The sequence below is a fragment of the Leadbettera azotonutricia ZAS-9 genome, from assembly GCF_000214355.1.
In the GTDB taxonomy this organism is placed as follows: Bacteria; Spirochaetota; Spirochaetia; order Treponematales; family Breznakiellaceae; genus Leadbettera; species Leadbettera azotonutricia.
The window spans coordinates 1,267,212-1,282,341 of sequence record NC_015577.1 but is presented as its reverse complement, the minus strand read 5'-3'; the positions used below and the strand labels follow the sequence as shown (position 1 = coordinate 1,282,341).

Sequence of the window (15,130 nt, the reverse complement as noted above, 5' to 3'; positions counted from 1 at the left end):
TCCTTTAGTCATTTCCAATTTCTGCCTGCGATTTATTGATATAATACGTACGGGTGGTACTGCCATCCTGGGCTGTCACTACAATGGTTATACGCGGATTACTATCATTCAGCGTTACAATCATGTCATTACTGGTGTAAGGAACTTCATCGACTTCAATGGAGGCATTCGCATTTTGAAGCGATACGGTTAATACTGCATCCACATAGTCGTCTGTAATGCTAACAGAGTATGTACCACCCCCATTGTCTGTAAAAACCGAGAAAGTGGTAGGTGTATCGCCAGCGGTCAGGGTAAAGCCAGCCAACAGGGCATTGGTTGAAACAAATTCCGCCCAAACGATCACGTCCTGGCTCGGCATGGTAAAGGTATACACGAGGCTGCTTTCCAAAACCGAAGTGCCTGTAACCGTAAGAGAATCCGGTTTAAGAACCCAATTAGCATCGTCAGGAGTCACGGTTAGGGTGATAGTTTCACCCGGATTAGCGGCAGGCTGGTAAGGGGAGGATGCGGCAGGCTTACTCATAGTGACGGTACCGCCGGTAACAGCGGGCAGGGTAATACCGTAAATAGTCATGGTCAGGTTCTGCGTAACATCATCTAAGGCTGTTGCGATTGGAGCAGCAGGTTTTGATATATACTCATACCCATCCCCTCCAACTGCCGTGATGGTAAAATAAAGAGCGGCGGTATTAATCGGGATGCTGTTTAAGATGTACGTACCTGATACCGATCCGGGATTATATACACCCAGGCTGGATGAACGTGAGGAATCACTAAATGCCTCGACCTTTACAGACGAGAGCGTTACTCCGGCAGGCAAGGGCGAAACAGTAAGATTACCCGAGACTGTAACACGATCTATGAATTCTGCTCCAACGCTCACGTCCAGGCTCGGCATGATAAAGGTATACACGAGGCCGCTTCCTGAAACCGAACTGCCTGTAACTGTAAGGCTTCCCGGTTTAAGGCCCCAATTAGTCTCAGGAGTCACGGTTAACGTGACAGTATCCCCCGGAGTCGCCGCAGGTCTGGACACCTCATCTTTGGATGCAGCAATCACACCATGATCAAATTCGCCTATGGTGATACCGTAGACCTCCATCGAAAGATTATGGGCGGTAATATTGCTCAAAACTACCGGAATAGATCCTGCGGGCTTATACACGTATTGATAATTATCGCTACCTGTTGCGGTAATCGTAAAGTACAGATTCGGAATATTGATCAGAATATTGGGCATACTGTAGGCGGTGAAAGGTGATGCCAGCGTAACTTCTTCCACCAGGCTTGTACGGCCTTCATCCCTGTAGGCCGCAGCTTTAACATTTGTAAAGGCGCTTGCCGGTGAGGTCATACTTGCCGGTATATCATAGCTGACAGTGCCTGACACCGTTACACGATCTATAAAGACCGCCGTTATGACAGTATCCTGATCCTGCATAACAAAGGTATAGGGGCTGGCAGCTCCCGATATGCTAGTGTTTGAAACTATGAGGCTTCCCGGCTTAAGGCCCCAGTTGGCTTCGGGGGTTACCGTAATGGTAACATCTTCACCGGGATTGGCCGCAGGCCTATGATGGAGACTGCCGTTCCCGGTTATTGTATGAGTAATTCCGCGTACAGTCCAGGAAATATTCCTGTTAATATTCACCGTACCAATGCCGCTTACAACATCATCTTTTTGATAACGGTAATTGTCATCCCCTGTCATCACGGCCCTGATATAGACAGTGCCCGCATTTGCGGGTACATCCAGGCCCCACTGGACAGTGTCGCTGGTCCAGCCGCTTGCAGTCCGCGAGTAATACGATGCGGACAGTATGTCTGCATCGTTCCGGCCGGCACTGCTGTACGCAGCGACCATGATATTGGCGCCCGATTTCAAGGTAACAGCCAGGGGTTTGGTAATACCCAGGTTCCCCGAAATTTTAACAGAAGAATAGAAATTCGCCGACAGGGTTACATCTTCAGAGGGCATAATAAACGTAAAAGCCGTACCACCCGCAGGAGTTACCGGAACCGTGTTTGTCAGCGGATTAAGATCGGCAGTTTTAGTCACCTTAACAGAACCCGGATCAAGGTAATACCCGGATACACTACTGAGGACATCAAGGGTAACGGGTTCGCCTTCATAAGCGCCTTTTTTCGCTGCCGGGAAAAGACCAAAAGTGCCGCGGCCGGCATCAACATAATTCGTAATATGGTAAACCGTTGCCGCAAGGGGAATACCGGAAGTTTCATTCTCAGCCGCTATATCCGCGCTTCCCTTTCCTAAATAATCAAAGCCGTCGGCACCCTTAAGCTTAATCCCAAAATAAACCTTCATGCCATTGGCTGCAAGTTCGCTGTACGTGATCTTCATACCGGTCCATGCGGTGGCGGCGGGAACAGCCGGAGAGATTCCGCTGTATGGAAGAAGGTGAGCCGCATCTTTATAGGCAGTAACAAGGGCGTAATCCATGGCTGCCAGGGCAAAGCCTGAAGGCAGTGTTGTTCCAAGGGTTCCCGAAAGGGTATATTCAGAAGAGAGAAATTTAGCGCTTATACTGACAGGTTCTGCCGGCATGGTAAAGGAATAAGGATTAGACGCTCCGGTCAAAGCAACACTGCCGTTATTCACTTTAACAGTACCGGATGCAAGGAAACTATCCGGTTGAGGATTAGCATTAAACGTAATTCTCTCACCGATGGCGGCTGCTTTCCGTGATCCTGCGATAACAATACTACCCCGCGATGTATCAATAGAAGCACCAATGCTGTTTATGGTCATGGTGTATACCGGAAGGGCGCCTCCATAGAGACCTTCGGCAGGGATATTCGTTATAGGTACAGGCGGATCATAAATATATGGCAGCGTCACGGCCGTATCACTATCCGAAGCAATAAACCTGAGGTAAACCTGGGGCGTACCGGCAGGAACACTCAGAATCCATTCTGCCTGGGCATTCGTGTAATTATAATTTGAAAATATGCCAAGAGGAGAAGTCTGCCGTGCTGAATCAGAATAAGCCCTCACTTCCACACTATTACTAAGGTTTGTACCGGAAACTGAAGTTGACAGTTTTCCTGCGAGACTTACTATTCCGGTAAACCGGCTGTTGTCAAAGGCAAAGTCACCTCTGGTTTTAAGGCCGGGATAGATATGGACCGCCGTGTATTCGCCGGCTGTTTTTCCTGTAGCGCTGTCTGTCAGGGTAAGGGCAAGGGTATACTGCCCTGCAGGAACGCTCAGGGTTCCCGATGCGGGGAAGCCGGCAAGGTTCACCGGGTAGCTGATTCCACCTGCGGGATAGGGGCTTAACACCAGGGTTCCGCTTACGTCGGACTTTGTGCAGCTAACGCTGTATTCGAAAATACCGATACCCCCGCTGTTCAGGGGGAAATAACTAACATCGATAGATTTCCAGACATGGGCGCCTGCAATCAATGCCGGCAGCAGGCCTGTTCCCGAACCCGATTCATGAAAGACCCCGCTTACCTTCTGCCAGGCGGTCAACTCAACGGTCCATGTTGCGGGTTCCAGGGGAATCTCGACCAAAGAAGAAAAAGGAACAGGATTTCCTTCGCCAATGTGTACAGGTGCTTTATTGGCGGCGGTAAACACCAGTGAATAGCTGAATATCCCGGGCAGTTGATCCGGAACAAGAGTCTTTTGGGGACTCGGCACAAGGCTCACAAAGCCCATGCCATCAGGGGGCGTATTGCCCCCGGAAGCATAATCGGGCTTAAAAGGATCCGAACAAGCGCCAAGGAATAAAGCTGCGCATACTAAATTAAGGCTAAAAGACGCCTTTAACCATTTCTTCATGTACTTTCCCATCTTAGGGCCCTACCGTGAAGCTAACAGATTTAGAATAAACCGTTCCGGATATTACTATTCTGAGGGTAAGCACATGCTGAGTCTGACTGAATTTCCTGGCGCTGATCGTGAGGGTTGGGTCGTTTGCCCCGGAAATTTCGACATTGTCTTTGAACCATTGGCAGGTATATCCGCTTATCCCTGTCAACAAATCCGCAGCTGAGACTGTCAGCGGAGTATCAGAAGCCCAGGAGAGAGAGGATCCGACAAGGGTAATATCTTCCCCTCCCTTCCAATCAGGAGGCATGGTAAAGTTGATACCGATACCCGCAGTCTGTACGGATACAGTATAGGTTCGATTATTGCTTCCATCCTGAGCAGTAACCATGAACGAAACCTTGCCGCTGCTGTTATTTCCCGGTGCATCACCGGACACAAGGGTAATTGTTTGGGACGCTGAAGGCGTAACAGATGCGGCTTCAGCTGCGTCCCTGAACGCAGCAATAGTCACCGAGGCAGTACCCGAAGGAACAACTACAGTGTAATCAAGCGTATCAGGATTAAAAGCCGGAGACAGGGAACCGGCAGAAGGGACCAGATTAGTCAATTCATACACATTGCTTAAGGGTTTGATCTCGCCGGAACTGAGCCCCATGTTTCCCCGGATAGTCCCCGCAAAGGTTTCGGCCTTCGCGCGGACCCTGAAATAATAAGTGGCCGTGTTGGTAAGCCCTGACACAATGCAGGTAACTGCGCTGCCTGATGTGGTAAGGGACTCTATGCGCGGCCCCGTGCCTGTAACGGGGAGCACGCTTCCCGCCGTGTCTGCAGTTCCGCTGAAAACATCATAACCCGAGGCCCCGGCAGAAACATTCCATGTTAATACCGCCCGACGGTTTCCCTTCACCGCAGAAAATTCTGTCACTGTAGCGGGCTTACGGTTTACCGTCACCTTGTATTCCATGACATCGCTGCCCTCGTTGGAACGCACTGTAAAGATTACAGCAGCGGAACTTCCGGGGTTCAGAGAAACAGTATACTTGTTGGATGAGAGGATACTCAAAGTACCGCCGCTTATAACGGCGCTGATGAGCTGCCTTGATTCCTGTCCGGGGAGCTGCGCCACATTAAGGTCAACGCTTGGTTTAAGCGGATCTAAAATAGTCACCGTATAAGCCTGAAGGGCGGCCTCGAAAGCCGGACTAAGGGACTCTCCGTCAGGGGTAATCCCTGCAAGCATCACACTTTTGCTCCGGGGGACAGCGCTTACTGCTTCGCTCATGGCGCCGGCAAGATCTTCCTTGACTGCCTGTACCCAGAAGTAATAAGCCGATGAATCACTGGTTGTGGCGTTGGTTAAACCCTTTACCGTACAGGTGACTTCACCGGCTGCTTCGGAAACAGTTTCGATATGGGGACTGGTTTCATCATGAGGTTCGGTTCCGGTCAGGATAAGCTGAACAGGATTGCCGGCCACCCCTTTCCGGTAATACACCGCATAAGAAGAGGCCCCGGGCGCGCTGTTCCACTGCAGGAAGGCTTCACCATCTTCGGGAAGGGCCGAGAATCCGGCAGGAGTACCAGGCCTGCGGGTCACCGTGACCCTATAGGTCGTAGTATAGGACGCTGCATCAGCGCCGGGAATATTTACATAATCAGCTTTAACCGTGACAGTAACAGGCGCCGTTGCTCCCGGTTCAAGGGTAAAATTATAACGGCTACCGGTTTGTACTCCGCCGGTACCGCCCGAGAATTCAAGGGCCTGATTGCTCTCGCCCTTTGCGCCGGTGATAGTAATGGCACCGGCAGACCAAGGAACTATGAGGGAATAATCGACGATACCCGAAGCAAAGGTCTTATCCAGGGGATAGCCGTTCCCGTCGGCATCCGCAACTGTTATATTTGTGAGCACTTTATTATCGCTTCTGGGCATGGCGTTCACAACAGTAGACGGGGCCCCAAGTATGGAACCCTTTTTACTCCGAACCCAGAAATACCAGGTTTGATGATTTGCAAGACCTGTTACGGTGTAAGCCCTGGCAGATGCAGGAAGATCCCCGCCAACCCTGGCGGCCTGGGCAAAATTGGCAGTGCTGCTGTAATACACTTCGTAATTGCTTGCCGCCGTCGACTCGGTCCAGTTCAGCCTTACCTGGCCCACACCAGGCGCAGCAGAACTGATGACAGGTGTCGAGGGCATAGCGTTCACCAGTACATGGTAATCCTTGCGGGCAAGTCCATTGGCAACGGTAATGGTCACCGGGTAGGACTCGCCGGCAGTAAGGTTCAAAACGGCTGAATATATATTTTTCAGCGCCCCTGAAACCGTAATGGGCAGACTGTCCGGGATACCTATTTTCTTTACATTAACATTGACCACTGCAGCTCCGGGGGTCTCTGTCTGCACCGCAGCAGCAACAGTAACGCTGTTTGTCCCATAAGGAACATCAGCAGTATAACTTTCACGTTTGGGCTCGGCGCCAAAAGTCGGACTTAGGATTATACCCGAAACGGTAAGGTTTGTAAGATCTGCGGATGTATCATTAGAGGAAGGCGCACGTACCACCATAAGGTTATAGGTATTCACAAGCCCCATCTCGGGCCTGACATTTATATGGAAAATATTTTCGTTATAACCAATCGGTATGTGCTCCCAATCACCGTCTGTCTTCTTCTCGCCTTCGGGGAAATTCACCAGATCGTTTTTTAGGAACTGAACGCTCAGCCTTGAAGGCACCTTTGGATTGGCGGCAGTATACCCCTCTTCTCCTTCAGGTATGTTGGGCAATAGTGCCTTCAGATTGATGTATTCAACCGTAGAGGGCACATAGATCATATACGTTGTATCAGAATCGTCGAATTTAAAGGATGGCATGGTGTCATACCGCGGTCCCAAAGGCTCATCAATCAAATAAAGGCTGTCCAGGTAAGAGTCACGGCTGGGACTCAGGCGCGAAACGGCTATATTGTAAATTGAGGGTGCATCAGTGCCAAAGCTCACTTCAAAAACGATATTGGTTGTTACTCCATAATCCAAATCAAAGGGAGGGCCCGGGATGGCGGACTTATAAAATACTACCTGTTCAGGGTAATCAATGTTTTTTTCATAACTCAGCCTGATAGTGCGTACATCGTAGGGGACTTCCAGTGAATAATTGACAAAGCCCTTGGTGTATTTAAACGCAGAGAGTTCAACATCAGTATTATTGGTATAGTCAAAGAGCCTTAAGGATTCGAGTATGGTAGTTTCATTGGCCAGGGGGCCGTCGTCAAAGCTTGCCTGGGCTGAAAGGCCGTATTCATCTACCAGGGTGACAATGAAATTATAGGTCGAGAAGGCCGAAGAAATTTCTTTGCCGTTTATATCCTTGCCTTTGCTTAAAAGTTTGCCTGTTTCCTCTCTCCAGCCTCCACTGGCGGGCGGCGCCAAATCGGGGAGGTAGGCGTTTGCAATCGGCATGGGGAACGCTCCCCGGAGTCTTAAAAAAGATTCCAGGGGCTGCGAATTGTCTATCAGGGTAGAGACCATGTCGCCGGCAGTGCCGCCTTCTATCTTGGTAAGAACCCATTTGGTATTACCCGAAGCTTCATCCCGTTCGTAGGTATATTCGGCAGTGATCCAGTCAGCGTTATCCTGCTGTTCCTGGAAAACCAGGGTCAGCTTGCTAATCCCGGGGTGGGCATTCGAAAGCTGGGAGATTTCCCATTGGGCATAGGGATACCATATCGAACCCGAGTTATTATTAAACGCATATATCTCCAGGTTCAGGGGGCTGCTCAGTACCGTATTGAAGACTATGGGCGGAAGGCTGGTAAAGGTTTCAAAAACCCGGGAACCGTCGGCCATAGTAATATGAAGCTTTATACGGTAACGCTCGCCGATAAGCGCATGGTTTATCTTTACCAGTGCTGTTTGTTTGCCGGTCTGTTCAGCCGTAACACTCCGCTGGCCGTTTATCGTATTGAGGGGATTATCCACTGTAAATTCCGGAACAATGACAAGATCGTACCCTTGAGGATTAAGGAGGGCTACATCAAGCTCAATATCGGCAGGCTTTAAAAGATTGGGAATCGGGATCTTATTGTCACCGACAAGGGTGGGGTCAATGTAAAAAACCAGAGTATCTTCCTGTTCTTTTTCATTCCAGGTACGTTTAAAGGCCGTCCGCTTACTGCCGGCGCCATCCGGCATAGTTTTAGACGAATCCCTTATATCCCACATTACCGCCCTGGCCACGTTCGTGTTCTGCTCCACAAAATCAGTTATGGCCATATTATTGCAGGAAGCAAGGAAAGCTGTCGCGAAAGCGATGAGAAGGAAGCCATATATAAAAACAGGAGCAACCAGCCCTGGAGATTTTAGAAATTTCACGACTTCCCCTTCTACCCCTTTTATAATAGATTACCCTATATCACAATATATCACAATATTGAAAAAAACCAAAAGGATTTGCAAAATTGTCCAAAAAACGCAAAACACAAAATACCATACAGGGAAAATTCTGTCTATGCTTGGGGTTTTCCGGAACCTTGCCCTAATACGGGGATTTGATTATACTATAGTAGATTATGACGAAGAATAAGATTCGGGGGTCCTCGGGCCTCATCCAGAAGTATGTCTTCAACGAACTGCTGCCCCTGGAAGCCCGGGTAGGGAACATGATCTACCTCATCGGCCTGGGTACTGCCTTTACTGCCCTGATTACCCGCATGGTAATGGGCGCGCATGCCGTGCTTCTTTTGGTCGTGCTGGCCATCAATCTTGCCATAATCGGCGTGATGTTCCTGGCAAACCACTTCAAGCTATACCGGGTCTGCCAGCTTATATTGGTGCTCGTGCTCTGCTTTATCCTCTTTCCCTTGCTCTTTTTTGCCCTGGGAGGGGTGAACAGCGCTATGCCGGGTTACTTTGTCTTGAGCATAGTGGTGATTTTCCTCCTCACCTCGGGGAAAAACCGCATAATTTTCCTTATAGCCCATATACTGGAGGCTATTGCCTGCTATTTTCTCAGCTCCAGGCCCCCTCTCGATGCCTTCGTAGTACCGGTGGAGGATTCTTACCGCTATTTGGACCATATTCAAACCTTCGTGGTAGTGGGAATCTGCATAGGCCTGATGATTGCCTTCCAGAACAGGCTTTATAATGAGGAGCGGGAAAAGGCAGACAGCGCCAAAGAGGATCTTTTTTACCGGGATAAGCTCCTCGGGGTGGTGAATCAGGTTGCCGAGATGCTTATTTCAACTGAATCCGAGCATCTGGACAAGACCATTCATAGCGCCATGGATGTCATGGCCCGTTGTGTAGACGCAGACCGCATGTATATATGGAAGAATCGTACTATTGAGGGCATACTGAGCTATGAACAGCAGTACGAATGGCTGAACAATGGCGTAGCGGATATGAGTCTCGCTGCCGAGACCGGAAAACATTACACCACCGCCATCCCCAGCTGGGAGGGGAATTTTACCGAGGGAAGGCAGGTCAACGGCCCTATTTCGATTCTTTCCGGCGATGAACAGCTTGGCCTTTCCAAATTCGGCATAAAATCCATACTTGCCATACCCATCCTTCTTCAGGAAAAATTTTGGGGCTTTGTGAGTTTCGACGATTGCCGCCGGGAGCGGGTGTTTTCCGACGACGATGTAAACATACTCCGCTCGGGGAGTCTGCTCCTGGCGAGCGCGGTGGTAAGGAACAACAACGATACCATCCTCAGTTCCCGCCTCAAACAGCAGGAACTCATGTCCGATATCTCCCAAAGTTTTATCTCCAAAGACCCCATGGGTCTTCTTATCCAGGAAGCTTTAAAGCGCATGGGAGAATTCCTCAAGGTGACCAGGGTGCTTGTCGCAGTGGCCGACCCTGTCACAGAAGAAAGCCGCCCTGTCTACAACTGGTTCTCCAAGGATGAATGGAAGCCCGATCCTACCCAGACCGGGTTCAACGACCAAATAAACACCACATTTCCCAAAACCATGCCGGAAAAAGGCTATGTGCCTACTGTCTACTGCAATGACACCCTTACAGACAGCGGGGGCAAATTCCGCATTTTCAACGAGAAAGTGGGCCTCAAATCCTTTATCTGGGCGCCCCTCTATGTGGATTCTTCCTACTGGGGCATGATCAGCATTGAAGAGTGCGAAACTGCGCGGGTATGGTCGGACAGCGACGCCCAGCTTGTGGGTACTGTGTCCAGCGCCATTGCCGGGGCGGTTTCCCGGGACCTCATGGAAAGGGCCCGCTCGGCCGCGCTGGATCAGGCGGTACAGGCCAGCAAGGCAAAGGGCGACTTCCTCTCCAACATGAGCCACGAGATGCGCACCCCCATGAACGCCATAATCGGCATGACATCCATAGGCAAAAACGCCTCTGACATCGAAAAGAAGGATTACGCCTTTGGAAAGATAGAAGACGCCTCCACCCACCTTTTGGGGGTCATCAACGACATACTTGATATGTCCAAGATCGAAGCCAACAAACTCGAGCTGTCTCCGGTAACTTTCGAATTTGAGAAGATGCTCCAAAAAGTGGTGAACGTCATCAACTTCCGCATAGACCAGCGGCAGCAATCCTTCTATGTTACCATTGATAAAAAAATCCCCAATTCCCTGATCGGAGACGACCAGCGTCTGGCCCAGGTGATCACAAACCTGTTGAGCAATGCCGTAAAGTTCACCCCCGAGCAGGGAACCATACGGCTCAACGCCCATTATGCGGGAGAAGAAAACGGCTTCTGCATCGTGCAGATAGAAGTAACCGATTCCGGCATAGGCATAAGCCCGGAACAGCAGGAACGGCTTTTCACTTCATTTGAACAGGCGGAATCCAGCACTACCAGAAAATTCGGCGGCACAGGGCTGGGGCTTGCCATCTCCAAACGCATCGTGGAACTCATGGGGGGGCAAATCTGGATAGAATCCGAGCTTGGACAGGGTTCCACCTTTGCGTTCACCATCAAAATGCAGAAGGGCAGCATTGAAAAGAGGAATTTCCTCAACCCCGGTGTAAACTGGAGCAACGTGAAGATCCTTGCTGTGGACGATGAGCCCGAAATTTTGCAATACTTTGCCGACGTAGCGGAAAACTTCGGTGTCAAATGCGATCTCGCTTCGGGCAGTGAAGAAGCCCTCAAGCTTATCGACGAAAAGGGCTGCTACGATATCTATTTTATTGACTGGAAAATGCCCGGCATGAACGGCATGGAGCTTTCAAAAAAAATCAAGGAAACAAGCGGCGGCAAGTCGGTAGTGACCATGATTTCGGGCGTTGAATGGAGCACTATTGAAAGGGAAGCCAAAAGCGCGGGGGTGGACAAATTCATCGCCAAACCCCTCTTCCCCTCCGCTATCGCGGACCTCGTCAACGAATGTCTCGGCGTAGACAATGCCGTTCTCCCCAGTGACACGATTGAAGATCAGGACGGCTGTTTTGAAGGGTTTCAGCTGCTTTTAGCCGAAGATGTGGAGATAAACCGCGAAATAGTCCTGACTCTCCTTGAACCCACAAGCCTCTCGATAGACTGCGCCGAGAACGGCGCCATCGCAGTAGACTTGTTCAGAAAAAATCCTGATAAATACGACATGATCTTCATGGATGTTCAGATGCCCCAAATGGATGGCTACGAAGCTACCCGTACCATCAGGGCAATGGATTTTGAGAAGGCTCATGCTATTCCCATCGTCGCCATGACCGCCAATGTCTTTAGGGAAGATATTGAAAAATCCCTTGCGGCAGGCATGAACGACCATGTAGGCAAGCCTCTGGACTTCAACGAAGTATTGGCAAAACTGCGGAAATATCTGCCCAAAGACAGGGCCGGCAATTCCGCCTATATCAAATACGGCGAAACCGGAGACGAAAGCGAGGAATGGAAAAACGGCATTGCCTGGAGCCAGGATCTTGCTACAGGCAATGCCGAAATTGACTCACAGCACAAGCAGATATTCCGCCTTACGAGCAATTTGGCCGAAGCCTGCAAGAGCAGGCAGGATCCAAAGTTCCTGAAAGAAACTTTGGACTTCCTGGTTAATTATACGGCTAAACACTTTACTGATGAAGAAGCTCTTTCAAGCCGGTACAATTACCCTGGCTATAGGGATCACAAAAAGCTTCATGATGATTTCCGCACTACTGTTGCACAGCTCTGCGCGGAGTACGATACCAAAGGGGGTTCGCAGGAACTTTGGGATCGTGTTACAACTACCATAGTGCATTGGGTGATACAGCACATTAAACAGCAGGACTTTAAGCTTGCTGAGTACATTCGGGAAATAGATAGTCTACAGAAGAATAGTTAAATTATTACCAGCAGCAATATCCGCCGTCAATGATAATATCTGTGCCGGTGGCATAATCCGATGCGGGCGATGCCAGATACACAACGGCGCCTTGCAGATCTTCCACGGTAGCCATGCGCCCCATGGGGACTTTTTCCAGCCACTTGGGCAGCATGGTTTTGCCTTCCGGGGTTTCGAGGAGCTTGTCTACCAGGGCGGTTTTTGTATAACCCGGGGAGATGCTGTTTACCCTGATATTTTTGGGCGCCCATTCGGCAGCGAGGCTGCGGGTCAGATGGAGCACACCGGCTTTGGAGCTGTTGTAGGCTGCCTGGTTCTGGGGGGTGTTGGAAATATGGGCGGACATGGAAGCGGTGTTGACGATCTTGCCATAGCCTTTCTTTGCCATTTCCACGGCTTCGGTGCGAGAGCAGAGGAAGATCGAATCGAGGTTGAGGGAGAGGATCTTCCGCCATTCGGCAAAGTCCTGGGTTAACGCATCGCGCCAGACACCCATGCCGGCGTTGTTGACGCCTATGGTGAGGAAGCCCCATTTGTCTATGACGGTTTTAACCATCTTTATTACTTCGTCTTCTTTTGTAACATCTGTGGTTATCGCAATAGCCTCTATGCCTTTTTTTGTCAGGGCCTGGGCGGTCTCTTCCGCAACGGTGGTGTTGATGTCTACCACAGCTATCTTTGCGCCTGCTTCGCCCAGGGCGAAACAGTAGGCCTGGCCAATGCCCTGCCCTCCTCCGGTAACCAGGGCGGTCTTGCCGTCCAGCTTGAATCTGTCAAGAATTTTTTCTGCCATAATGTTCCTCTTATCAGGATATTATAACAAAGCTTTATTCGTCTGCAAGCCATGTGCGGCCCCGCTTCACTGCCGCATTGGGGAACTTTTTATTTATCTCCAGAATGGATTGTTCAAGGCGGCGCTCCTTTTCGTCTCCGGTATTGAAAAGATCCGATTGACGGGGACTGAAGGATTCAAGGTTCATAAGGCCCGCGCCAAGAAGGCGAACCCCCCTGCCGGGCCTGTACTTTTTATGGAACAAGTCCTGAAGCCTTTTGTAGAGATCATTCAGGGTACTAACCGGATCTTGGGAAGTTTCCCGGACCCCTTCTGTGGAGAAATCCTCATAGCGTATTTTTATGGAGATTGTGCGGCTTTGCCATTCGCAGTCGAGGAGCCTCCATATAAGGGTCTGGCAAATATCGAGGAGGGCAGTCTCAATGGCAAATTCATCATAAAGGTCGTAATCGAATGTGCGTTCGGCGCTCATGGAATGGGTACCCCTGCCCTCGTCAAAAACCTCGGCAGGCTCGCCCCTTACCGCGCGGTAGAGAAAGAGGCCGAAGGCATTCCCAAAAATCGATGTAAGGACGCCAAGGGAGAGGCGGCTCAATTCCTCGCAGGTTCTGATGCTGTGTTTTTTGAACAGCTCCTGGGTTTTTTCACCAGCCCCCCAAATTTTGCTTACCGGCAATGAACGCATGAATTTTTCTTCATCCCCTAGGGGAATGACAAAGAGGCCGTCGGGCTTCGACATGCCCGAGGCTATTTTGGCGATGTACTTGTTGGAGGCAAGCCCTACAGAAACGGTGAGGCCGGTTTTTTCCCGTATGGTGTTTTTAAGTTTTTGGGCAAGACCCGCAGGGGGACCGAAAAGACCTTCCATGCCGCTAATATCGATAAAAGCTTCGTCCACCGAAAGCTGCTGAACATCAGGGGAAAAATCCGCAAAAATCGCCATGATCTCCTGGGACTTTTCCTGGTAGCGCTTCATCCTGCCCCTTAAATAGATGCCCTTGGGGCAGAGCTTCACTGCCTGTGCCAGAGGCATGGCAGAATGGACGCCGAATTTCCTCGCCTCGTAGGAAGCAGTGGAAACCACGCTGCGCCTGTCCCCGGGGAGGCCCCCGACGATCACAGCCTTCCCCCGGTACTCGGGATGGTCGAGCTGTTCAACCGAGGCATAGAAAGCGTCAAGATCGGCATGGATAAAGCACTTCATATATAAACCTATACGCAAGTTTAGTATATCAAAGATACGGAGAAATGAAAAGCCTCATCGCCACGAATTAAAGGATATTGGTGCCTTTATATAAATACTGATAGCCCCTCTGCCTGTCCTCATCGTAAAAATAACGATCCTTGTGCCAATGGCCGCACCACCACCCCCGGCAGTTTATTCTGGAATCTATCTCATCGTTAAGAATAGCAACTTCGTCTTTGAATTTAGGCGAACCCGGCATGATATCCCCAAACAATTCAACATTGACAGTATTCGGGCCGGTATGGGCAAGGACATAATCAAAATCATGTTCTTTTTCAAGAAGGGCAAAAAGATCCTCCTTCTCTTCTTCGGACCAATACTCCTTCGCCCACCAGGAAACGGAAGGCTTGCGCCACCCCTTGTCGATAGACAGGGCTCCCCCCAAAACCAAAAACTTAAAGCCGCCGATGGTATAAACCTTGCCCCTTTTGAGGTATGCAACCAGGGGCTTGTCATGTATTTGATAGACCGTTTCGCCCAGGCCCAAATCAACTTCGGGTATATCATTCCTGCCAAGTATAGGTTCATGGTTCCCTACAATGCAGAGTACGGGGAAAGGTCGTTTGGATAAAGCCATAAAATTAGCCTCATCGGTTTTCTGCTTGTGCGGCCATAAGAACCCGCCATCCCCAAGTATCACATGCCAGGCGATACCGCTGTATTCCTCTCTGCTGTATTTGCCGACAAGGGTCTCCCTGGAAATGTACGAGAGTTCATTAATCTCATTGGCGTGAAAATCGCCGGAAAACAGGATAGACATAAACCTCATATTACACCTTTTAAACAAAAAATCAACTGTTTACAGAAAACAGCTGATATGCAAAAAAAGAATAATTCGAACAAGGAATAAGATAAAAATTAGTAATTGAATTTTTACTTCTTCGACTCTTCCGCTGCTTAACCGTCACCCTAGCAATAGTTTCCCCTTTTGCTTCATAGTCAAATCCTCCGCCGGAAGATCGTATTTGGGAAAATACAAAGAATCAAAAGA

6 protein-coding genes are annotated in these 15,130 nt (G+C 49.8%); 1 reads left to right on the top strand and 5 read right to left on the bottom strand.

The window, feature by feature from the left end; translation table 11 throughout:
• Positions 1 to 4: 4 nt before the first annotated feature.
• Positions 5 to 3,811: an InlB B-repeat-containing protein gene (locus TREAZ_RS05565; protein ID WP_169312606.1), complete on the bottom strand. Its 3,807-nt coding sequence runs from the start codon at positions 3,809 to 3,811 to the stop codon at positions 5 to 7.
• A 13-nt stretch (positions 3,812 to 3,824) separates the two neighbouring features.
• Positions 3,825 to 8,174 (bottom strand): cadherin-like beta sandwich domain-containing protein, encoded by a 4,350-nt coding sequence (locus TREAZ_RS05560; protein WP_015710837.1) that lies wholly within the window; start codon positions 8,172 to 8,174, stop codon positions 3,825 to 3,827.
• Between the two features lie 197 nt (positions 8,175 to 8,371).
• On the opposite strand from TREAZ_RS05560, the gene TREAZ_RS18690 reads away from it, so the two are divergent.
• Entirely contained in the window at positions 8,372 to 12,100 is a 3,729-nt protein-coding gene (locus tag TREAZ_RS18690) for a bacteriohemerythrin (RefSeq protein WP_015710835.1), read from the top strand.
• A 4-nt stretch (positions 12,101 to 12,104) separates the two neighbouring features.
• Here TREAZ_RS18690 and TREAZ_RS05550 read toward each other — a convergent pair whose 3' ends face one another.
• The 3 genes from TREAZ_RS05550 to TREAZ_RS05540 form a co-directional block, all read right to left on the bottom strand.
• On the bottom strand, positions 12,105 to 12,893 hold the full coding sequence (locus tag TREAZ_RS05550; RefSeq protein ID WP_015710834.1) for an SDR family NAD(P)-dependent oxidoreductase: 789 nt from the start codon (positions 12,891 to 12,893) through the stop codon (positions 12,105 to 12,107).
• 34 nt (positions 12,894 to 12,927) lie between these two features.
• Positions 12,928 to 14,097, bottom strand: a complete 1,170-nt coding sequence (gene dinB, locus TREAZ_RS05545; protein WP_015710833.1) for a DNA polymerase IV — start codon at positions 14,095 to 14,097, stop codon at positions 12,928 to 12,930.
• A gap of 67 nt (positions 14,098 to 14,164) precedes the next feature.
• Positions 14,165 to 14,899 (bottom strand): metallophosphoesterase, encoded by a 735-nt coding sequence (locus TREAZ_RS05540; protein ID WP_015710832.1) that lies wholly within the window; start codon positions 14,897 to 14,899, stop codon positions 14,165 to 14,167.
• Between the last annotated feature and the right edge of the window lie 231 nt (positions 14,900 to 15,130).